19 protein-coding genes are annotated in these 21,234 nt (G+C 58.8%); 13 read left to right on the top strand and 6 right to left on the bottom strand.

Annotated features, from left to right (window positions below; genetic code table 11):
* The first annotated feature begins 63 nt into the window (after nucleotides 1–63).
* The 5 genes from IPM39_15970 (at nucleotide 64) to IPM39_15950 (ending at nucleotide 6,348) form a co-directional block, all read left to right on the top strand.
* Nucleotides 64–915 (top strand): FHA domain-containing protein, encoded by an 852-nt coding sequence (locus IPM39_15970; GenBank protein MBK8987547.1) that lies wholly within the window; start codon nucleotides 64–66, stop codon nucleotides 913–915.
* 172 nt (nucleotides 916–1,087) lie between these two features.
* Complete coding sequence (locus IPM39_15965) at nucleotides 1,088–2,515, top strand: AMP-binding protein (protein MBK8987546.1); 1,428 nt, start codon at nucleotides 1,088–1,090, stop codon at nucleotides 2,513–2,515.
* Between the two features lie 305 nt (nucleotides 2,516–2,820).
* Nucleotides 2,821–3,768, top strand: a complete 948-nt coding sequence (locus tag IPM39_15960; protein ID MBK8987545.1) for an ATP-binding cassette domain-containing protein — start codon at nucleotides 2,821–2,823, stop codon at nucleotides 3,766–3,768.
* Nucleotides 3,769–3,809: 41 nt separating this feature from the next.
* Entirely contained in the window at nucleotides 3,810–5,072 is a 1,263-nt protein-coding gene (locus IPM39_15955) for an ABC transporter permease (protein ID MBK8987544.1), read from the top strand.
* Between the two features lie 61 nt (nucleotides 5,073–5,133).
* Nucleotides 5,134–6,348 (top strand): ABC transporter permease, encoded by a 1,215-nt coding sequence (locus IPM39_15950; protein ID MBK8987543.1) that lies wholly within the window; start codon nucleotides 5,134–5,136, stop codon nucleotides 6,346–6,348.
* Nucleotides 6,349–6,493: 145 nt separating this feature from the next.
* Here IPM39_15950 and msrA read toward each other — a convergent pair whose 3' ends face one another.
* From msrA to IPM39_15930, 4 genes are all read right to left on the bottom strand, one after another.
* Nucleotides 6,494–7,057 carry a peptide-methionine (S)-S-oxide reductase MsrA gene (msrA, locus tag IPM39_15945; GenBank protein ID MBK8987542.1) on the bottom strand — a complete coding sequence of 188 codons (564 nt, stop codon included), beginning with the start codon at nucleotides 7,055–7,057 and terminating at the stop codon, nucleotides 6,494–6,496.
* Nucleotides 7,058–7,383: 326 nt separating this feature from the next.
* Nucleotides 7,384–8,313 carry an ABC transporter ATP-binding protein gene (locus IPM39_15940; protein MBK8987541.1) on the bottom strand — a complete coding sequence of 310 codons (930 nt, stop codon included), beginning with the start codon at nucleotides 8,311–8,313 and terminating at the stop codon, nucleotides 7,384–7,386.
* A 45-nt stretch (nucleotides 8,314–8,358) separates the two neighbouring features.
* Complete coding sequence (locus tag IPM39_15935; protein MBK8987540.1) at nucleotides 8,359–9,354, bottom strand: hypothetical protein; 996 nt, start codon at nucleotides 9,352–9,354, stop codon at nucleotides 8,359–8,361.
* Nucleotides 9,351–9,932: a sigma-70 family RNA polymerase sigma factor gene (locus IPM39_15930; GenBank protein MBK8987539.1), complete on the bottom strand. Its 582-nt coding sequence runs from the start codon at nucleotides 9,930–9,932 to the stop codon at nucleotides 9,351–9,353. Before IPM39_15930 ends, IPM39_15935 begins: the two co-directional genes overlap by 4 nt.
* 471 nt (nucleotides 9,933–10,403) lie before the next feature.
* On the opposite strand from IPM39_15930, the gene IPM39_15925 reads away from it, so the two are divergent.
* The gene (locus IPM39_15925; protein ID MBK8987538.1) at nucleotides 10,404–11,333 is read left to right on the top strand and encodes a hypothetical protein; all 930 of its coding nucleotides are present in this window, start codon (nucleotides 10,404–10,406) and stop codon (nucleotides 11,331–11,333) included.
* Nucleotides 11,334–11,685: 352 nt separating this feature from the next.
* Here IPM39_15925 and IPM39_15920 read toward each other — a convergent pair whose 3' ends face one another.
* Complete coding sequence (locus IPM39_15920) at nucleotides 11,686–12,141, bottom strand: hypothetical protein (protein MBK8987537.1); 456 nt, start codon at nucleotides 12,139–12,141, stop codon at nucleotides 11,686–11,688.
* Nucleotides 12,122–12,625 (bottom strand): hypothetical protein, encoded by a 504-nt coding sequence (locus IPM39_15915; GenBank protein MBK8987536.1) that lies wholly within the window; start codon nucleotides 12,623–12,625, stop codon nucleotides 12,122–12,124. Before IPM39_15915 ends, IPM39_15920 begins: the two co-directional genes overlap by 20 nt.
* Before the next feature lie 69 nt (nucleotides 12,626–12,694).
* Here IPM39_15915 and IPM39_15910 point away from each other — a divergent pair, with 69 nt between their 5' ends.
* From IPM39_15910 to IPM39_15880, 7 genes are all read left to right on the top strand, one after another.
* Complete coding sequence (locus IPM39_15910) at nucleotides 12,695–13,453, top strand: polyprenol monophosphomannose synthase (protein ID MBK8987535.1); 759 nt, start codon at nucleotides 12,695–12,697, stop codon at nucleotides 13,451–13,453.
* Complete coding sequence (locus IPM39_15905) at nucleotides 13,450–14,358, top strand: class I SAM-dependent methyltransferase (GenBank protein MBK8987534.1); 909 nt, start codon at nucleotides 13,450–13,452, stop codon at nucleotides 14,356–14,358. Before IPM39_15910 ends, IPM39_15905 begins: the two co-directional genes overlap by 4 nt.
* A gap of 630 nt (nucleotides 14,359–14,988) precedes the next feature.
* On the top strand, nucleotides 14,989–15,951 hold the full coding sequence (locus IPM39_15900; GenBank protein MBK8987533.1) for a hypothetical protein: 963 nt from the start codon (nucleotides 14,989–14,991) through the stop codon (nucleotides 15,949–15,951).
* A gap of 6 nt (nucleotides 15,952–15,957) precedes the next feature.
* The gene (locus tag IPM39_15895) at nucleotides 15,958–17,598 is read left to right on the top strand and encodes a glycosyltransferase family 39 protein (GenBank protein MBK8987532.1); all 1,641 of its coding nucleotides are present in this window, start codon (nucleotides 15,958–15,960) and stop codon (nucleotides 17,596–17,598) included.
* Nucleotides 17,595–19,115: a hypothetical protein gene (locus tag IPM39_15890; protein MBK8987531.1), complete on the top strand. Its 1,521-nt coding sequence runs from the start codon at nucleotides 17,595–17,597 to the stop codon at nucleotides 19,113–19,115. The genes IPM39_15895 and IPM39_15890 overlap by 4 nt, the downstream gene beginning before the upstream one ends.
* A 242-nt stretch (nucleotides 19,116–19,357) precedes the next feature.
* Nucleotides 19,358–20,047, top strand: a complete 690-nt coding sequence (locus IPM39_15885; GenBank protein ID MBK8987530.1) for a response regulator transcription factor — start codon at nucleotides 19,358–19,360, stop codon at nucleotides 20,045–20,047.
* Nucleotides 20,048–20,163: 116 nt separating this feature from the next.
* Nucleotides 20,164–21,225: a sensor histidine kinase gene (locus tag IPM39_15880; protein ID MBK8987529.1), complete on the top strand. Its 1,062-nt coding sequence runs from the start codon at nucleotides 20,164–20,166 to the stop codon at nucleotides 21,223–21,225.
* Nucleotides 21,226–21,234 lie beyond the last annotated feature (9 nt).

Raw genomic sequence — 21,234 nt, 5'->3', positions numbered from 1 at the left:
GAGAATGTATGTATATCCAATTCTCGTTGGCCTGGCGCTGGCGATTCATGGGAGGCAACGGCCGTGTTAGAAAAAGTGTATCAGCTCATCATCCGCAAGGGGCCACAAGTTGGTCGAATCATTCCCTTGTCGGCGCCGGTCATCACCCTGGGGCGTGACCCGGCGGCCGACATCACCGTAGACGACCCAGAAGTGTCTCGTCTGCACGCCCGCCTGGTTGAAACCGAAGAAGGCTACCGCCTGGAGGACCTGGGCAGCACCAATGGCACGTTTGTCGCTGGGCGCAACATCAGCGCCGGGCCGATTTTGCTGGAGCCAGACCAGGAGGTGCAAATTGGCAGCGGCGTGGTGCTGCTTTATCAACTGCTGGATGTGGCCGAAGACGCCGCGGTGATGACGATGTTGGCCGAACCGGCGCCGGTGGATGAGAAGGGAGAACTGCTGGTAACGGCCGTTTCCGCTACCGAACCCCTACCCTCCGCCGAACCAGACTTCACCGACCCGATGCTGCCCCCCAGCTTCGACGACCTGCCGGCGCACGAAGAGGCGCCGCCTCTCCATGAGGAAGCCGCTACAACCAACAAAGACACCATCCCAGGCGAGTCGTCGGACGCCGATGAACCCGTCTACCCGCTGCTGGCCTTGCCAGACGTTCCCGTTCTACCCGACCTGTCGGACTTGCCAGAATTGGCCGAATTGACGCCGGACCCACCGCGCTTGCGCGCGCCCAGAGTCATCCCCGCGGCCGAACCGCCGGTGGTGCAGGCGCAGTCGGGCGCCAATACCGGCAAACGCATCGTCGGTATTTTGGCGGTTGTGCTGCTGCTGCTCACCTGCTGCTGCTGCGGCTTTTTTATCTTCATGTACCAATGGGGCGGTGATTGGCTCTTGCGCCAGATTGGATTCTTGCCCTGACCTTTACGCGCCAGACAAGAAAGTTTTATAATCAGAAGCGTAACACACTTTTGCACGAAACCGTGTCCAGTGCAGCGTAATTTACCAAAGGATGCGTTTCACTTGCAACACACCCTTTGCCAAATCGGGTTACGCACAAGACGCCAGTTTTGTAGTGCGGCGCGCTGAAGGTATGATGGATAAACCCTGGCTGCAACAGTATGACACACAAGTTCCCCCATCCTTGAAGTATCCGGTGCTGCCACTGGATCATTTTCTTCTGCACGCGGCGCATAAATTCCCCAAGCGTACCGCCATCATCACCAGCGCACCGCTGCGCGACCGCCAGTTGGCCGCTCGCCAGACCTACCGGCAGTTGAATAACATGGTCAATCGCTTTGCCGCCGGTTTGCAGCAGCGCCAGGTTAGAAAGGGGGATCGGGTCGCCATTGCCCTGCCCAACTGCGCCGAATTTGTGATTGCCGCTTATGCCGTTTGGCGGATTGGCGGCATTGTCGTCGGCCTGAATCCAAACGCGCGCCTGGAAGATGTGGCCCACGTATTGGACGATTCTGGCAGCGAAACGCTGATTATCCCCCAGCGACTTTTGCCCGGCGTGCAGTCTATCCGCAGCCGGACGAACTTGCGGCAGGTAGTTATTAGCCAGGCGGCGGATTTTTTGCCCTGGCCGGTGAAGTGGAACGGCCGTGAAACAGTTCCGCGCCAGTTTAAGGCGAACAACAGCGCTTCGACGCTCTCGTTCAGGCGGGTGCTGCGCAGCAAGATGGCCCGGTTGAAGCTGGTGGAAGTGATGCCACCGGATACGGCCGTTATCCTCTATCCCCACGTCAACGCCCATAATCAGCCCGGCATCAGCCTATCCCATCGTAATCTGGTGTGCAGCGCCACCATGTCGAACCACTGGCTGCCGCTGCAGCCCGCCCAGGAAACCGTCCTGGCGCTGATGCCGTTTTATGATTCGTTTGGCCTGACGGCCGTGCTTACCGCCAGCGTCGCCAACGCCGCTACCCTGGTCCTGATGCACAATCCCCGCGACATCGGCCACAGCCTGCAAGCCATCCAGCAGTACCGCGTCACCTTCCTCCCCGGCGTACCGAAATTATTTCAGGCAGTGGCCGAACACAGCCGACAGCGCCAATACAACCTTTCTTCCATCCATCTGGCCCTGAGCAGCAAAGCCGCCCTGACGCTGACGCTGCGCCAACAGTTCGAGAGCCTGACCGGCGGCCGGCTCCTCGACGCCTATGGCCTGACCGAGGCTGGCGGATTGGTGGCGTTGGACCCCTACAGGAACCCCAGATCAGACGCTGTTGGCGTCCCCTTGCCAGATACCGATGTACAGATCGCTGACGTATCGCTGGGCACAGAAGCCCTGTCTGTCGGCGAAATTGGCGAAGTGTTGGTGCGCGGCCCTCAGGTGATGAGTGGTTATTGGCAGCGGCCGGTCATCACAGCCGAGGTGGTGCGTACCGGCCCAGACGGCCGCAGCGGCTGGCTGTTCACCGGCGATCTGGGCTACCTGGACCGGGATGGCTATCTGCACATCACCGCCAAACGCCAGGACCCGCTCACCCGCGGCGCGCCCCGCCCGCTGCTGTAAAACCCCTGGTAGCCGTAATCAGTGTTCAGCAAGCAGCATTCAGTGACCAGTGTTCCGTGGGCGTTATCTCTGGAAAACGCGCACGGAACACTGGTCACTGTACACTGACTTTTAGTACACAATGGCAGAAATAAGCCAACAGTTTGTAGAACGATTTACAAAATCGCCCAACAAAAGACTCGCGCGTTCAACCATGACCGGTCATGCAGCCCAATGTGACCTGCGTCATGACTTCCAGCACATCCCCCACCACCCCATTGCCTCTATCATTGTTAATTGACGATTGACGATTGACGGAGGTATCTATGTCTGAACCGATTCTCACAACCAGAGATTTACAGAAATCCTATGGTAATAACCAGGCCGTGTGCGGCATTTCTTTTAATGTGCTGCGCGGCGAGATTTTTAGTCTGTTGGGGCCAAACGGCGCCGGCAAAACCACCACCATCTCTATGCTGAGCTGCCTGCTTACACCCACGGCCGGTTCCGCCAGCATTGCCGGGCTGGACATTCCCCGCGACAGTCTGGCGATTCGCCAGATTATCGGCGTTGTTCCCCAAGAGATCGCCCTATATGAAGAGCTGACCGCGCGCCAGAACCTGCATTTTTGGGGCCAGATGTACAACATGAGCGGTAAGGCGCTGAAGCATCGCGTGGATGAGGTGCTGGAGCAGGTCAATCTGGCGGATCGGGGTAACGACCGGGTGGAGACCTATTCCGGCGGCATGAAACGGCGTATCAACATTGCCGTGGGCTTGCTGCACAAGCCGCAGCTCCTGTTTATGGACGAACCGACGGTGGGCATTGATCCACAAAGTCGGCGGCGCATTCTGGACATGGTGCGCGACCTGCGCGACCTGGGCATGACGGTGCTGTACACCACCCATTACATGGAAGAGGCCGAGGAGTTGTCGGACCGGGTGGGCATTATGGATCACGGCCGTCTCATCGCCCTCGGTACTCAAGATGAACTGAAACAGGTGGTCGGTTCCCAGGAAACGGTGCGGCTCAATTTTGGTGAAGGCCATGAGGCCAACGGCCACGCCGACCTGTTTGTCGGCACGGAAGGCATTTTGGCGGCCAATTCGGTGAACGGCGAGATTGTGCTGTCGGTGCGCGAAGCGGCGGCCGTTTTACCGGCCATTGTCACGCGGGCCAACGGCGCCGGGCTGCCCATTCGGGCCATCGAAATTGAAGAGCCGAACCTGGAAGCCGTTTTCTTGCACCTGACCGGGCGGGCCTTAAGAGACTGAGCCATCACCAAACACTAAATCCCACCCAAAGGTAAATTACCATGAAAAAAATTCTACAAATTAGCTGGAAAGATTTAATTGTATTATTCCGCGACCGGGGGGCGCTGGTGTTGATGTTGGGCGCGCCGTTTGTGCTGACATTGGGTCTGGGGCTGATTACCGGCTCATTTTCCGGCGGCAGCAGCGGACTGACCGGTATCGCCCTGGTGATTGTGAATGAGGATGATGGCGCGTTGGGTCAGGCGTTGGTAGACGCCTTCTATTCGGCCGATCTGGCTGATTTGCTGATGCCAGACACGGCCGTTTCCCCCGCCGCCGCCCGCCAATTGGTAGACGACGACCAGGTTGCCGCGGCCGTCATCATTCCCGCCGGGTTTACCAACAGCATCTTGCCAGACACCGCTGGCAGCCTGGGCGAGGCGGCGCAGATTGAGGTGTACGCCAATCCGGCCCGCACCATCAGCGCCGGGGTTATCAGCAGCATCGTCGAGGGGTTTGTCTACCAGGTGGAAACCGGTCTGGTGAGCGTAAACGTGGCGATGACGCAGATGGTGATGAACGGCCGTATCGCGCCCAACGACTCTGCCACCCTGATGCGCCTGGGGCAAGAAATGGCCCAACGCCAGCTAAGCCAGGGCAGCGCCGCCTCGCTCATCCAAATTCAACGCGACACGGCCGCGACCCAGGCCAACAACAACATCAATTTCCTGGCTTATATCGCCCCCGGCATGGCGGTTGCCTTCCTGATGTACACCGTCGCCTTAGGCGGCCGCAGCATCCTGGCCGAGCGCGACAAAGGCACGTTGTCCCGCCTGCTCATTTCTCCCACGTCGACCACACAAATCCTGGCCGGCAAGGTGGTAGGCATTTTCCTGACGGGCGTCGCCCAGGTCAGCGTTCTCATCGCCGCCTGCGCGCTGTTGTTTAATTTGCGTTGGGGCAATTTACCCGGCGTCGCCCTGCTAATTGTGACGGTGGCGGCGGCGGCCACTGGCTGGGGGCTGCTGCTGGCTTCGTTAGCCAACCGGCCAGGCCAGGTAGCCAGCTTTGGTACGGCGCTCATGCTTACCTTTGGCATCTTGGGCGGCAGCTTTGTGCAGATTCCTTTTACCGGCTTTCTGGCCCAACTCAGCAAAATTACACCCAACGCCTGGGCCATCCAGGGCTTTACTACCTTGTACCAGGGGGGCGCGGTAACAGACATTGTCCCCGACCTGATCGCCTTGCTTGTCATGGCGGCCGTTTTATTCATCGCCGCGTCTATCATCTTCCAACGCCGCTCCGGCGCTTTGATTGCGCGGTAAGGCGATTGGCGATTGACGATTCTCTTACTCCGAAATCCCAAATCTTAAATCCGGAGGTCTCATGTTCCAAAAAATCACGGCTCTGGCCTGGAAAGATACCATTATCCGCTTTTCCAGCCGGACTGAACTACTTTTCTTTTTGATTTTGCCCCTGGTGTTTACCGTGCTGCTCAGCGGTGGCGTGGGTGGCAGTCTGGTTGGCGATGGTGATAATCGGATTGTGCTGCTGGTGGTGAACCAGGACAACAGCGAACCGGCCAATACCTTGCTGGCAGACCTGACGGCTTCTGAAGTGGTGCGTATTGCCGAACATGCGCTGGCGGAAGCGGAGGCGAAGTTCGCCGATGAGGATGCCCCGGCGCTGTTGGTGATTCCGGCCGGGTTTGGCGCGGCAGTATTGGCCGGGGAAACGGCCGTCCTGGACCTGCGCCAACTGCCCAACAACACCAATGCCAGCGCCGCCGACCGGGCTGTGCAAACGGCCGTCAGCCGCATCAGCCAATCCTGGCTGGCCGCCCGCACCAGCCTGGCCGAAGCCGAACGGCTGGAGCCGCTGGCTGATGAAGCCGCCCGGCAAGCCTACCTGCGCCAGGCCACCACCCTGGCCGAATCGCAGTTGGCTGCCGCGCCGCCGCGCATGGTTGTCACCCAACCAGACGCCGCCCTGACCCAGGCCAACAGCTATAATCAGGCGGCGCATCAGTCGGCTGGGCAGTTGATTACCTGGGTGTTTATTCCGCTGTTAGGCACGTCGGCGCTGCTGGCGTTTGAACGGCGCTATGGCACGCTGCGCCGCCTGATGGTAACGCCAACGCGCAAAGCGACCTATTTGCTGGGGATGATTACCGGGCAATATCTGACGGCCGTTGTGCAAATGGCGCTGTTGGTCGGCTTTGGCATCCTGATAATGGGCGTCAACTGGGGGCGCTCGCCGGTCGGTCTGATTGTCATGCTGTTGACGTTTGGGCTGGCGGCGGTGGCCTTTGGCCTGATGATGGGCGCGTTTGTCAAAACCGAAGGACAGGCCAACAACCTCAGCATCATGATGGGCATGACGATGGCTTTGTTGGGCGGCTGCTGGTTCCCGATTGAGTTATTTCCGCCGGCGGTGCGCACGGCCGTTCATGTCTTGCCCACCACCTGGGCCATGCGCGGCCTGACCGACCTGGTGCTGCGCGGCGGCGGGTTGAACGACATTTTGCCGGAAGCGGCCGTGTTAAGTGGTTTTGCCGTCCTCTTTTTCATCGTCGGCGTCACACGCTTCCGCTACGAATGAGAAAGACTGTAGCTGCATTCTAGTACACAGTGGCAGAAATAAGCCGACCGTTTGTAGAACGATTTTGTAAATCGTTCCGGGGCGATTTACAAAATCGCCCAACAAAAAACGCGCGCGCTTTTTGTGCCGAGGTGTACTAGCTGTATCAGCCACCGGCCGATTTGCGCCGGTGGCTGAATTTTTTGCGGAACTTGGCAACTTTGGGGGCGACCACAAACTGACAATAGGGTTGGTACGGATTGTTCTGGAAGTAGTTTTGGTGGTAATCCTCGGCGCGATAAAACACATCCAGGGGAGTCACTTCGGTGACGATGGGGTCCGACCACAATCCGGCCGCGGCTAGTTCGGCCATGACGGCAGCAGCCGTCTCTTTTTGTGCCGCATCGTGGTAAAAGATAGCGGAACGGTACTGTGGGCCGACGTCGTTGCCCTGCCGGTTCAGCGTCGTCGGGTCGTGGATGGTGAAAAACACCTCCAAAATCTCCTGGAAGCTGATGACGGTTGGATCAAACGTCACCTGTACTACTTCGGCGTGGCCGGTCCGTTTGCCGCAAACCTGCTCATAGGTGGGGTTGGGCACGTGGCCGCCAGCGTAGCCGGAAACCACCGATGACACGCCGATTAAATCATCATAGACTGCTTCCAGACACCAGAAGCAGCCGCCGCCGAGGGTAGTGACTTGTTGGGAAAGGCCAGGTTCTTGATTCATAAGGTAATACTCCTTTGAGAATTTCGGATTTCGGGCAAGGTTCAATTCAGGCGACACGTGCTTTACAAATTTAACAAAAAAACGTGTCATGCTGAGGTCCTCCGAAGCATCTCCTTCTTCTGGTGGAGCGGGATGCTTCGCTCCGAAGACTCCGCTCAGCATGACAATTTAGTGTCAATTTGTAAAGAAGATGTTCCGCTCGATGAACCATGCCGGATTTCGGATTGATGTAGCGTCAGTATCTTGCTCGCGTCGTCGCCTTCCAGGTGGCGCAACGATTTTCATTCATGGTGGTGGATGCAGCCCACTCATGAAGTCTCGCTTATTTAACCCTGAACGGCCGTTGGCTGGCCGATGATTTGCAGAAAGTGGTCTTCCAGGGAAAGGCGTTCGGGCGTCAGTTCGTATAAGGTGTGGCCCTGGTTGACGAGCCATTGGGCCAGTTCAGGCAGGTGGCTTTCGTGGGGCAGGGTCAGGTGGATACGGCCGTCTTTGCCATCCATCCCTACCTCTGCGCCAAATCGGGCCAACGCCTGCGTCAACTGCGCCGTCGGTTGGCCGACGCGCACTGTCACCCGCAGGCTGCCCTGGTCAAAATCGGCCAGACTGATGGTTTCCACAATCGCCCCATCGCGGATGAAAGCCACGCGGTCGCAGGTTTTTTCCACTTCGCTGAGCAGATGAGAGTTGAGGAAGACGGCCGTTCCTTCCTCTCGCAGCCCATTTACCACGTCGCGCACCAACCGCCGCCCCAGCGGGTCCAGACCAGAGGTTGGCTCGTCCAGAAAGACCAACTGCGGGCTGTTCAGCAGCGCCTGAGCCAGCCCAATGCGCTGCAACATCCCTTTAGAAAAGGCGCGCAGCCGCGTATTGGCCCGCTCGCTCAGGCCCACCAGCGCCAACAAGTCAGGGATAACGGCCGTGCGTTCCGTTTTTTCCATCTTGTACAAACGGCCGTGTAAATCCAAAAACTCAACGGCCGTCAGCCATTCATGAAAGCGAAAATGCTCCGGCAGATAGCCGATAGCGGCGCGGCTGGCGCGGTCGCCCAACGGCCGTCCCAACAGGGCTGCCGTGCCTGCCGTCGGGCTGGACAGCCCCAGCAGCATTTTTACCGATGTGGTTTTGCCGGCGCCATTGGCCCCCAGAAAACCGAAGATTTCCCCCCGCTGCACCGTGAGGGTCAGGTCGGTGACGGCCGTTTTGCCGCCAAACGCCTTACGCAAGCCCTGAGTTTCAATCGCTGGTGAATGCAAGAGGTTGTTCCTTGTGGCTGGGCTGGTTGACAGGTTAGCCAACCATCAATTCAACGAAGCCGCCAAAGCGGCCAATTCCGCTGGGGGCATGGCCCCTTGCAGCAAGTAAAGAACGCCATTCCGCTGCCAGACCAGGGCGCTGGCCGTGCCATCGAGGTTTTGCAGCGCCAGACCACTGCTGCCATCCACCTGAATTTCGCGGAAAGAGATGGCATCCGCCGGCAGCGGCAGCAGCAGGGTGCTGGTCCAATCAATCTCTCGCGCTAACCGCCGCGCCTCGGCGGCCTCCAGTCCCAAAGCACGTAGAAACGCCTCGGCTAACAACGTGGGATCACCAATTTCCGCCGGGTATTCTACTTCTGGGCTGGCAGACTGGATCAGCCAGACGCCGTTGGCCCACTGCTGCTCCACGCTGGCGAAGGTGGTTAAATCAATCCGCGCCCCATCCAGGCTGTCGGGCAACAGCAGGGGATCGGCCCCGGTGGCTTGCAGAATGGCGCGGGTCCCGGCCAGATTGATGACAAAATTGCCGCGGCCACCGCTGATGGCGTGGACGGCCGTTGGCTGGCCCAGGCTGGTTACTGTACGCGGCCTGAATCCCAACGCCGCCGCTGCTTCATCCAGAGTCGCTACCGGGGTTGGCGCGTCCGGTTCCTGGATAATGTTCACCTGCCCTGGCGACAACCCTTCGTTGGCTAATTGTTGCAGCAAGGCAATTTGCTCCGGGGAAATGGAGACGGCCGTAAATGTCTGCACCCGGAACAAGCCCAAAAATTCCCCGGCCGCCGCCCGCACCGTTGGCAAGCTAAAAGCCGCCAGCAGCGCCACGACCACAAAAGCCAGCGTCAGCGCCAGGCGGCGGGCCGGTGACGGGGCAAAGAATCGCCGGAACCGCTGCTGCCAGCGATTTTCCTCCTCCAGAACCAGGCGGTGGTGAATTTGCGCCAGGGCGCGTGGGGCGCGGGGGGCTTCGACGGCCGTTGGTTCCAACGTCGCCAGCTTCTCCAGCACATCTTGCAAGTCACGTTCCGTCTGGTTCATGATTTGCCTCCTATCTCTTCTTCATACGCGGCGCGGAAGGCGGCCGCGGCGCGGGCCAGCAGCGTGCCCACCGAGCCAGGGGCAACACCGCAGACGTCGGCGCATTCGGCGTAACTTAGCCCCATCTGCCGCAGCAGCAGAAGCTGCACCTGGCGTTCGGGGAGTTTTGCCAGGGTTTTGCGCACGATGACGGCCGTTTCCCGCTGCGCCACCTCAGCCTCGGTATTGGCACCATCGGCCGCGTCTGGGACCAGGTAGACGTTGCGCTGCCAGCGCCGGCGGCGGCTGCGAATGGCATTGTACCCCATGTTGGTCGCCACCCGATACAACCAGGCGCCAAGGTGGTGTTCTCGTTCTCGCTGAAAGCGCTTGTGGGTGAAAGCGTGATGATACAGCTTCAGGAAAACCTCCTGGGCCAGGTCTTCGGCCTCAGCCCGGCTGCCCAGCAACCGAAACAACAACCCGTACACGCGGTCGTAATGCTCGTGAAACAGCTCTTCAAACGTGGCCGCATCGCCTGTGCTCAGGCGTTGCAACCGTCTATTGTCCGACAGAATGTTGTCCGGCAAGGCAGTCATGGTCTGTCCTGGATTGGGATCGGTTGTGTCCAATTCACCTCACTAAACACCGCGTAGGCTCACTTTGTGACAGTGGCATTATACCGTCAGGCAGCCAACCGATGGTGAATTGTCATGAAACGCTTTGGGCAATCGCCCTGGGCGCGATCAGCAATTCCAAATATGAACCTGCTCGTAGGGGCGGGACGGGCGGGCCATTGTCTCGGCCATTCTCCAAGACCTCTGCTGCCGCCTATCTCGCCCGGTTCAGGCAAAAATGGGCGAGACGGCGCGGGAAAATGCCGTCCGCTGCGGCTGTTACTTGTCCGCGCCGTCCTGCCCCTACCACAATTGGAATTGCCGGGGCGCGATAGATACTTTTGCGCAAGGTAAATGCTCCAGATACACTAGAGACTTCATGAGGGTTAGAGTTGTCAAATCTTTAAGATTTGACAACTCTATTTTCGTAGGAGACTTACAAAAGGGAACAGCATGTCTTTGGGTGTGAAAAATGGCAAAAATGGGGCCGGGCAGGGGCGACTGCCTGAGCAGTTTGTGGACGATTCGTTTCCGCTGGAAACGGCCGTATCCCTACCGCTTCCCCTGCCTACGCAGCCATTGTCGGAACTAACCCAGGGCTGCCCCCACCTGGGCAGCCCAGACGATGCGGCGACGCGCTTTTTGTTTGTATCGCCGGCGGGCACATGCCATCACGCCCAGCCGGCTGAACAGGTTTCCCTGGCACACCAACAGGCTTTTTGCCTGGGGGCGGACCATGAAGCGTGCCCGGTGTTTCGCCGGGCCGCGTCTGGTCCGCTGCCGGTTGAACTGCGCGGCCAACTGGCCGAACCGCGCCGCTGGGCGACAAGGGTGGTATGGGGCGTGTTGGCTGCCGGTGTGCTGCTAACGGCCGTGCTGCTGGCTTTCGGCCGCTTTTTTGGCGCAGCGGCCAGCGCGCCAACCCCGCCCGCGCTCTTAGTCATCGCCCCGACAAATGCCCCCAGCCCAACCCCTGCCGGACAAACGACCCCGACCAGCGCAGCGGCCGAACAGCCACCCATAGATACAGCAACGGCCGTGCCCACGGCCACAACCACGCAGCTTCCAACGCCGCCGCCCACATTTACCCCCGCGCCAACAGCCAGCGCCACACTGCCGCCAACGGCCGTGCCCCTGGTAGTCGTCAATGTGTTACGGCTCAACGTGCGCCAGGGACCCGGCACTGAGTATCCGATCATTGGCGAAATTACCCAGTCTGGGCGATATGAAATGGTCGGACAATCGGCAAATGGTGAGTGGTGGCAGCTTTGCTGCCTGGCAGGCGAGCCGGGCTGGGTCATTGGCGCGGCGGTGTCGGTGGAAGGGGATACCGCCAATGTGCCCATTGTCCGCGTGCCGCCGGTGGTAGAGGGGGAGGGGTAGTGTGGGCGATTGGCGATTAACGATTGACGATTTTTCCTTCCTGGCGGGCTGTCGGAAAAGTAGAAATGGATACACGGATGACACGGATTTAACGGATTTACACCGATTTTGTAATGGTCACGATTTGGTTGGAAGCACTGTCATTCTGACGAGTCTTCGAGGAAGAATCCCCTGGCTACCGACAAATAGGGATTCTTCGCTCCGAAGCCGGCTGGCCGAAGACTCTGCTCAGAATGACTTTGACCAAATCGTGACCCTTACAGATTTACACTGATCTTTCTGGTGATTTATCCGTAAAAATCCGTCGAATTCGTTCAATCCGTGTACCTATCCTGAGTTCTCCGACAGGCTGCTAGCGGCGAGTAGATCGTTCCAGATAACTGACGATTTCGCCGGCCACGTCTACGCCGGTGACGGTTTCGATGCCTTGTAAGCCAGGCGAGGAATTGATTTCCAGAACGAGCGGGCCGCGCCGGGCGAGCAAAATGTCTACCCCGGCCACTTTAAGCCTATGCGCCTGGGCGGCGGCCACCGCCAGCTTCACCATCTCTTTGTCTGGCGAGATAGACACGGCCGTTCCCCCCAAATGTAAATTCGCCCGAAACTCTCCTTCGCCGCTGGCGCGCCGCTCCATGGCTGCCACACAGCGGTTGCCCACGATAATCAGACGCAAATCCTTACCGGCCGATTCGGCGATAAACTCCTGGATCAGCGCTTCCCGGTTTGCCTGTTGAATGGTTTTCATCACCGCCTCAGCCGTCGCCAGATTGCGCGCCAGAATCACCCCCTTACCCTGTGTGCCGCGCACCAGTTTGATGATAACCGGCGGCCCGCCGACAGATTGGACGGCCGTTAGCAGCGCTTCTGGTTGGGCGACAACGGGCCGTCCTGGGAATAGGCAGCCCGGCCTGAGCCATGAGCTGCAAACTGTGCAGCTTATCCCGCGAGCAGGCAATCGCCGCCGAGGTGGCCGTGGTCCACACGCCGTGCGCTTCAAACTGGCGCACCACCGCCAGACCATATTGGGTAATGGACGTGCCAATGCGTGGGATGATGGCATCCAACTGGGGCAGCCGCGTCACCGCCCGCACCGCCCCGCCCCGCTGTTGGCCCCACCCCGGAACCAGGCCGCGCTTGACCACTTTGATGGCTTCGTCAACGGCCGTGCCTGCTTCCACAGCCACCGTCGTCGTATCAATCACCAACGCCTCATGCCCCTGTTCCCGCGCCGCCTGGGTCAAACGCTGGGTGCTGTACAACATACGATTGCGCGATAAAATGCCTATTTTCATGTGTGCCTATTTTGACCCTATCAGGCAATCTCGTTACAATCACCTGCCTGTCTGAAGAGGATAAATGGTATGGATGACGTAGAAGCCTTTGTAATTGTACCAACATATAACGAAGCGGATAATCTCGACGACTTAATCAGCCAGCTATTGGCTTTACCCGTCAAAATTGGTGTTCTGGTAGTGGATGATAATTCCCCAGACGGAACCGGCCAGATGGCCGATGACTGGGTGGCAAAATGTCCCGGCCGCGTGTATGCCATCCACCGGCCCGGCAAAATGGGGTTGGGCACGGCCTACATCGCCGGTTTCAAAACCGCGATAGGCGAACTGAATGCCCGGCGGGTGATGACGATGGACGCCGATTTTTCCCACAACCCGCGCTACATTCCGGCGATGCTCGAACTGAGCCGGGAGAAGCATGTGGTCATCGGGTCGCGTTATGTGCCCGGCGGTGGGCAAAAAGATTGCAGCTGGAAGCGCGTCTTTCTCAGCCGGACGGCGAACATGGCTGCCAAAACATTACTGGGACTGAAAGCCAAAGATACCACCGCCGGTTTCCGCCTCTATCGCCGCGAGGTGTTGGAATCTATTCCCCTGGACCAGATTTTTTCCAGCGGCTATTCTTTCCTGGTGGAGATGTTGTTTATGTGCCAGCGGCGCGGTTGGCAAATTGGCGAAGTACCGATTATTTTTGAAGATCGCCGCAAAGGGCAGACGAAAATTTCGCGCCAGGAAGTGTTTAAGGCGCAGTATACGGTGTTTCGCCTTTTCCTGCGGCGTTTGCGCGGCGGTGAACCCCGGCGACCGGCCGTGCCGATCACCCCATGATTGACGTTAATTGCAGCTTGTGTGACCGCAATGAATATACGGTACGCCATCCGGCGACGCTAAACGGCAGCCAGTTGGTTAACGTAGACGCTTTTCGTTGTACCAATCCCGGTTATGGGCATCATCCACAGATTGTGCAGTGCGTCTATTGTGGTTTTGTATATGCCAATCCGCGTTGGGCCGAAAGCGATCTGTTGGCGGCGTATACGGCCGTTGAAGACCAAACCTATGTTTCTGAGCGTGTTGGCCGCGAGCTGACCTTTCGCAAGCATTTGCAGCATTTAGAGAAGTGGACCGGGCCGGGCAACGGCCGTGCCCTGTTAGACGTGGGCGCCTATATTGGCGTGTTTGTGGAAGTGGCCGGGGCGGCTGGCTGGCAGGCTATGGGCGTAGAACCGTCCGATTGGGCCAGCGCCGAGGCGCAGCGACATGGCCTTAATGTGATTGTGGGCACACAAGATGCGGTGGAATTAGACGGCCGTCAATTCGACCTGATCACCATGTGGGATGTGATTGAGCATGTAGATGACCCGGCGGCGGAAATGCGTAAGGCGTACCGTCTGCTGAAACCCGGTGGCTGGCTGGCGCTGCACACCATGGACGTAGACAGCCTGTTCGCCCGGCTGATGGGGTCGCGCTGGCCCTGGTACATGGACATGCACCTGCATTACTTTAGCCAGAAAACCATGCAGCAGATGTTGACCCAGGTCGGGTTTGTGGTGCGTTGGCAGGGCGCGCGCGGCCGTTATTTGCGTCTGAACTATATTGCCAGCCGTATTGGCGGGTTGAATCGGCCGTTGGGCAAGCTGGCAAAGTCGCTGGTACATGGGCTGCACATCGAGCAGGTGGCCTTGCCGGTGAACCTGGGCGATTTGTTTACGGTGTATGCGCAACGGCCGTTATGAAGGTTAACGGGGGGCGGGTGCAAACTACTCGCCCGACGGGCGAAACCGCCCCGTCATCCCTGCAACTAAGCGATCATCGAGAAATTACATGGCCCAGATTGGACCAATCTTGGAGATTGGTCCAATCTAAAAAACACCAACCATGACAGTTCGGCGACTTTTTACGGCTTTATTCCTGGTGTCTCTCTTCGCTATGGCGGTGCGGGCGACGTTGGATCCGGATATGTGGTGGCATTTGCGCACCGGCGAATACATCCTGCAAGAGGGCATCCCGCGGCAGGATGTTTTTTCATTCACTGTGCCGGACCACGAATGGATTACCCACGAATGGTTGTCGCAGGTGGTCATGTGGGGCGTGTATGTCATGGGCGGGCTGCCGGGCCTGATGGTGGTGTTTGCCCTGCTGATTACGCTGACCTTTTGGCTGGTATATCTGGTGACGCCGGGACGGCCGTTTCTGGCGGCGTTTGTGGTGCTGCTGGCGGCTTTTGCGTCGGCTATCGTGTGGGGGGCGCGGCCGCAGATTTTTAATTTGCTGTTTACGGCCGTCTTCGTTTTCCTGGTTGAGCGCTTCAAAGACAAAAAAATCCGGCGGCGACCCCTCTGGCTGCTGCCGCTGTTGAGCGCGTGTTGTGGGCCAATTTTCACAGCGGTTACCTGTTGGGCGTGGTTTTGTTGGGCACGTACACCGTCGGCGAGGCGCTGCAACAGTGGCGCGGCGGCGGCGCGCGCACCCTGGCCTGGGCCGACATTCGTTTCCTGGCAGCGCTGACGGCGCTGAGTTTGGGCACGGCCGTGCTGAACCCCAATGGTCCCGAACTGTGGATTTATCCCTTTCTCACCCTGGGCAGTTCGGCTATGCAAGTCTACATCCAGGAATGGCATTCACCCGATTTCCATGTCAACATCTTCTGGCCCTTTATCGCCCTGGCGGCGCTGGGCGTGATTGGCATGATCTTTAGCCGCCGCCGCCCCACCTGGGACGAACTGCTGCTGTTTGGCGGCACGGCCGCGGCTGGCCTGCTTTCCGCCCGCAACATTCCCCTGTTTGCCATTGTCAGCGCGCCGATTGTGGCGCGACATCTATTGAGCAGTCTGGAGGAGACGGCCGTCTACCCCTTGCTCAGCGGCGAAATGCCAGAACGACGGTCAACGGCCGTGATACAGGCGCTGAACTGGCTGCTGCTGCTGCTGGCCGTGTTCGGGACATTGGGCTGGACGGCTAACAAAATCGCCGAAAACACAGCCGCTATCGCCGCGCGCTATCCGGTAACGGCCGTAGATTACCTGGAGTCCAGCGGCCTGGCCGACCAACCCGGCTACAACAGCTACAATTGGGGCGGCTACCTGATCTGGCGCGGACTGCCGGTGTTTGTAGACGGCCGTGCCGACGTCTACGGCGATCCCTTCCTTTTTTACTATTTACAAACCTACGAAGTAACCGAAAATTGGCAGGAGCCGTTGACCGACTACGCCGTCGCCTACGTACTCATGGAAACCGGCGCGCCGCTAACCGCGCTGCTGCAAGCCAGTTCCAATTGGCAGTTAGCCTACGCCGACGACGTAGCCCAAATTTTTATCCGGCAGCAATAAGACACCATGTTTGAATTTTTGCGCCAGCGCCAAACCCGGCGCGACTTGCTGTGGATTACCCTGGTGACCCTGGCGGTGCAGGCGTTCTGGGCACTGCGTATGAGCCATCCCACCTACTTCGACGCCTTTTACTACACCACCAATGCCCAACGGCTGGCCGAAGGGCATGGCCTGACCGAAGAAATCATCTGGCAGTACCTGGATGAGCCTACCGGATTGCCCACGCCCAGCTTTACCTATTGGATGCCCCTGCCAGCTTTCATTGCCGCTGCCGGTTATGCTATCGGCGGCAGTTTTCGCGCCGCGCAGTTTCCTTTCTGGCTGATGGCCGGGTTTTTGCCCTGGCTGAGTTATGGCATCGCCTGGCACTTGAAACAGCAGCGCTGGATTGCCCGCACGGCCGCGTTGTTTACGGCCGCCGGTGGCTATTACGCCGCTTATTGGGTGCAGCCGACCACTTTTGTCCTATTTGCCTGGGTAGGCGGCGGCTGCTTGCTGGCCCTGGCCTGGGCGCACGAAACGCGCCGCGCGCGCTATTGGCTGTTGGCCGGGCTGCTGGCCGGGCTGGGCCACCTCACCCGCGCCGACGGGCTGCTGCTGGTGGGCGCGGCCGGCGTGATCTGGCTGTACGAGGCTGGCGCGTGGCGCGCTGGCGCGTGGCGCGCTGGCGCGTGGCGCGCGGGTGCGTGGCGCGCGGGCGACAGACCCCGCCACTTCCCAGCGCTCATCCGCCAACCCGTGTTGTTTGGCCTGGGTTATTTGCTGGTGATGGCTCCCTGGTTCTGGCGCACGTACCAGCTTATCGGCCAGCCAATGTCGGCGGTGGGCACACAGACCATTTTTCTGACGACGTATGATGACGTGTTTTCCTACGGCCGTCACTTCGCTCTGGATAGTTATCTGGCCTGGGGTTGGGGCAATATCTTGCGCTCCAAGCTGGCGGCGGCGTCGCTGGCGGCGCAAACCTTTGTCGCCGTCACCGGCCTGACAGTGTTTACCCTGTTTTTTGTGTGGGCCTGGCTGCGCCTGGGGCGGGCGGAACGGACGAAGCGCTTTTTACGGCCGTTCACCTGGTACACCTTTATCCTCTACGGCGCGATTATTTTTATCTTCACCTTTCCGGGGCAGCGCGGCAGCCTGCTGCATTCCTCCACCGCTTTGTGGCCCTGGTCTATGGCCCTGGCGGCGCTGGGTATAGACATTGCCGTGGATTGGATTGCGGCGCGGCGCTCTGCCTGGCGGCCAGAACCGGCCAAACGCCTCTTCGCCGCGACGTTTGTCCTGCTGGTATTTGTGGTCAGCTTCGCCGTGTCTGGCGGCCAACCACTGCAAACCGCAGAGGCGGCCATCTACCGCCAGGTTGGGACAATCGTTCCTCCCGGCACGGCCGTGATGACCGGCGACCCACCGGGCCTCTATTACCATACCCGGCTGCCGGCCGTCGCTACGCCCAACGAACCGCCCGACATCCTGCGGCAGGTGGCGCGCCAGTTCAAGGTGGGCTATCTGTTGTTCGACGCCGATCACCCCAAGCCGCTGGATGCCCTGTATAACGAGGAAGTTAGTCTGCCTGAGCTGCAAAAAGTGCGCGATTTTGGCGATGGTTTTGTGCTGTACCGCTTCGTCTGGCCGGAGGACGCGCCGTGAACCGTCGCTGGTGGGTGGTAACGGCCGTCGCCCTGGTGATGGCCTTGTTTGTCGGTTGGTCGGCGCTGGCGGGTGGCCTCGGCTTTCCCCTGGATGATGGCTGGATTCATCAAACCTATGCGCGCAGCCTGGCGCAGCACGGCCGTTGGGAATATGTGCCCGGCGTTGTCAGCGCCGGGTCTACCGCGCCATTGTGGACCCTGCTGCTGGCGTTGGGTTATGCGCTACGCCTGCCTTATTTGTTGTGGGCCTTTTTGCTGGGTGGGTTGGCGCTGCTGTGGCTGGCGCTGGCCGGGATGCAGACATGGCGCGTCTACTGGCCGGAACTGGCTGCGCAGGATTGGCTGGCCGGTCTGACGTTGGCATTGACCTGGCCGCTGGTATGGGGCGCGGCCAGCGGCATGGAGACGATACTGTTTGCGGCGTTGGGGATGCAGATTGTGGCGCTGTACGGCCGTTTGGCGGGCGCGGTTGGTCAGGCAGGAAGAACGGCGGCGGTGCTGGGCGTGTTGTCGGGCTTGTTGATTTTGACGCGGCCGGATGGGGTGGTGCTGGTGCTGTTGGTGGTCGTGGGGCTGCTGCTGCGGCCGGCGGCGCGGCGGCAGCGGGTGCAAATTGTGGTGGTATATGGGCTGTTAACGGCCGTACCCCTGCTGCCTTATTTCGCCTTCAATTTGTCCGCCAGCGGCAGCATCTGGCCCAACACCTTTTACGCTAAACAGGCCGAGTACCAGGCGCTTCTGAGTACGCCGCTGCTGTCGCGGTTTGTTGGGCTGCTCTATTTTAGCCTGGGTGGGCCATCGTCTGGCTGGCGCGGCCTGAGCAGCGCCCACCTGCTGCTGCTGCCCGGCCTGGTGGTGGCCGGTTGGCGCGCCTTGCAGGCCGACTGGTCCAGCCGCCGACTGCTGGTTACGCTGCCGTTGTGGTGGGCTGGCGGCCATGTGCTGCTGTATGCCTGGCGGCTGCCGGTGACCTATCAACACGGCCGTTATCTCTTCGCCGCCCTGCCGATTTGGCTGTTGTATGGCTTGGCCGGCTGGTTGTGGTTGTGGGCCAAGATGGGCAGCGGCCGTCAGGCGCGCATCGTCAAACAAGTGGCCGGGCTGACTTTTGGTTTGCTGCTGCTGCTCTTTTTGCTGCTGGGGGCGCAAAGCTACGCCGCCGACGTGGCTTTTATCGAAGGCGAAATGGTAGACGCGGCCCACTGGCTGGCAGCCAACACCCCACCCGACGCCCTGATTGCCGCCCATGATATTGGGGCGATAGGCTATTTTGCGCAGCGGCCGCTGCTGGACCTGGCCGGTCTCATTTCGCCGGAAATCATCCCTCTGCTGGCCGATGAAATGAGTCTGGCGGCCTACGTCCGCGCCAGCGACGCCCGCTACCTGGTGACCGCGCCGGGCTGGGAATACCAGCCCCTGACCTCTGACCCGGAGATTCGCCTGTTGTACGCCACCAACTTTGCCTGGACGGCGGCGCAGGGGGTGAATGGGACGGCCGTTTATCAACTTCCCTGACAACCATTACGCCGCGGCGGGCAGCACTCCCGCGCCATCCCAGGTTTGCATAAGCTCTCTTTTTCATGGTATACTGCCACTGTTCCCAACCAGACTAAACTGACTCAGCGCAGGCATTCCGGCCTACTTTACCAGACCTGTTGGAACCTGTATCAATGTGTGAAACACATCATGATCCGCTAAAACGCCAGACAGTTGGGCGTGGCGGCACAAGCGAGAGGTGAGTTTCCGTGTCAGAACAAATCAAAGTACTCATAGTTGACGATCATCCCTTGTTCCGCCAGGGTTTAAGAGATCTGCTGGATACCGATCCGATCATGAACGTCATTGGCGAAGCGGCTGACGGCGAAGTAGCCATTGAAACCGTTCTGGACATCAGACCAGACGTCATCTTGATGGACATTAACCTGCCCACCATCAATGGCTTGCAGGTTACCCGCAAGATTAAGAGCCAGTTTCCTGACGTGAAGGTGATCATGATTACCGGTTATGATGATGCGGAACAGGTATTCCACGCTTTTCGCGTTGGCGCTTCCGCCTATTGTCCCAAAGATGTGACGCCAGAGTCGTTAACCAATATTATCCAGGCCGTTTTTGCCGGCAAATACGCCGTCGGCGATAAGATCATGGCTTACGACGAACTGTTGTCCTGGATCGAGCAAAAAATCGGCCGTTTTAGTGGCCCATTGGTCAGTGACAGTGATGAGCTTTTTGTGCCCTTATCGCCCCGCGAAATGGAAATTTTAGAGCATGTGACCAAGGGGTTGAGCAATAAGGAAATTGCCTACAAACTGGGAATTAGCCATCAAACGGTGAAAAACCATATGACGGCCATCTTACGCAAATTACGGGTAGATGACCGCACCCAGGCGGCCGTTTATGCGCTGCGCCACGGGTGGGTTCGTCTGGAAGGAACCCAGGTATCTTCTTAACCGGAGTTCGCAGCAAAGGATGCCATCCTCTGGCGTGGTAACGCTATTTAGTAAAGGGTGTACTTGATTTCAGTTAGTCACAGGTGCGCTGCACCTGATCTAGGGAAAAACGTCTGATGATGGAAGAAGCTATAGGCGATTCGCTGCACGACTTTTTAGAAGAAGCCCAAAAAGATTACGAGCAGACACAACGCGATCTGAAAGAGATTGATATTCTGATCAAACAAAGCGCGGCCGAAGTTGAGCGGCTGGCGCAGCGTAATGCTCAGGTTACAAACTATACACGGCAGTTGCAAACTAATTTCGAGACCCTGCCCCGCGAGGATATCAAGGAAGCCTACGAGGCTCTGAACGATGTCCAACAGCGTCTATTTACCATGCGCGGACAGTTGGAAAAGCTGCAAAGCGACCAACGAAATCTGGAACGTTTGTCCGAATTCCAGCGTCGTTTGTTAGACCTGACGCAAGAAATGGGAGCCATTCCTATTAGCAGCAAAAGCCCTGCCCGCAAGAATGTTGGCGATCATTCCAACGTGATTCGTGTGATTCAAACGGAGGAATTGGGTCGTCAAAGTCTGGTGCGCCGAATGCACGATGGCCCGGCGTCTTCGTTGAGCAACTTCATTCTGCAGGCAGAAATTTGCCAGCGTTTCTTTGACGTGAATCCGGATCGGGCGCGCGCCGAGTTGAATGCCCTTAAGAGCGCCGCCGCCGGCACGTTTAACGACGTGAAGGATTTTATCTTCGACTTGCGTCCCATGATGTTGGATGATTTGGGTGTTGTGCCGACGTTGCGTCGGTATGTTGAATCTTTTCAGGAGAAAAACAGCATTTCAGCGCCGATCACGGTGACCGGTGTTGAGCGGCGGTTGGAGAGCCATATCGAAGTAACGATTTTCCGTGGCGTGCAAGAACTGCTCAATAATTCTCTGCTTCACGCGCAGTCTACCCAAATCCAGGTCTCGTTGGATCTGGCCCAGGATCATGTGCAGGCGGTTGTCGAGGACAATGGCAGCGGCTTTAACGTGGATGAGACGCTGAACGCCAACAACCGGACCATCGGTTTGTCTTCTTTGCGTGAACGCATTGAGATGTTGGGTGGCGAGATGAAGATTCAGAGCCGGATGGGGCACGGCACGCGCGTAGATTTTACGATACCGATCACTTCTGACTTTTAAGTTTGAGTG

Origin of the sequence: Candidatus Leptovillus gracilis, from assembly GCA_016716065.1 — a bacterium.
In the GTDB taxonomy this organism is placed as follows: domain Bacteria; phylum Chloroflexota; class Anaerolineae; order Promineifilales; family Promineifilaceae; genus Leptovillus; species Leptovillus gracilis.
The sequence above is the reverse complement of the archived record's forward strand: the minus strand, read 5'-3'. Positions and strand labels throughout refer to the sequence as shown.

Bases quoted from the DNA above. Each gene is read 5' to 3' on its own strand.
- IPM39_15965 (MBK8987546.1), top strand. From the start codon at position 1,088: ATGATGGATAAACCCTGGCTGCAACAGTATGACACACAAGTTCCCCCA.
- IPM39_15960 (MBK8987545.1), top strand. From the start codon at position 2,821: ATGTCTGAACCGATTCTCACAACCAGAGATTTACAGAAATCCTATGGT.
- IPM39_15955 (MBK8987544.1), top strand. From the start codon at position 3,810: ATGAAAAAAATTCTACAAATTAGCTGGAAAGATTTAATTGTATTATTC.
- IPM39_15950 (MBK8987543.1), top strand. From the start codon at position 5,134: ATGTTCCAAAAAATCACGGCTCTGGCCTGGAAAGATACCATTATCCGC.
- msrA (MBK8987542.1), bottom strand. From the start codon at position 7,057: ATGAATCAAGAACCTGGCCTTTCCCAACAAGTCACTACCCTCGGCGGC.
- IPM39_15935 (MBK8987540.1), bottom strand. From the start codon at position 9,354: ATGAACCAGACGGAACGTGACTTGCAAGATGTGCTGGAGAAGCTGGCG.
- IPM39_15930 (MBK8987539.1), bottom strand. From the start codon at position 9,932: ATGACTGCCTTGCCGGACAACATTCTGTCGGACAATAGACGGTTGCAA.
- IPM39_15925 (MBK8987538.1), top strand. From the start codon at position 10,404: ATGTCTTTGGGTGTGAAAAATGGCAAAAATGGGGCCGGGCAGGGGCGA.
- IPM39_15915 (MBK8987536.1), bottom strand. From the start codon at position 12,625: ATGAAAATAGGCATTTTATCGCGCAATCGTATGTTGTACAGCACCCAG.
- IPM39_15910 (MBK8987535.1), top strand. From the start codon at position 12,695: ATGGATGACGTAGAAGCCTTTGTAATTGTACCAACATATAACGAAGCG.
- IPM39_15905 (MBK8987534.1), top strand. From the start codon at position 13,450: ATGATTGACGTTAATTGCAGCTTGTGTGACCGCAATGAATATACGGTA.
- IPM39_15895 (MBK8987532.1), top strand. From the start codon at position 15,958: ATGTTTGAATTTTTGCGCCAGCGCCAAACCCGGCGCGACTTGCTGTGG.
- IPM39_15880 (MBK8987529.1), top strand. From the start codon at position 20,164: ATGATGGAAGAAGCTATAGGCGATTCGCTGCACGACTTTTTAGAAGAA.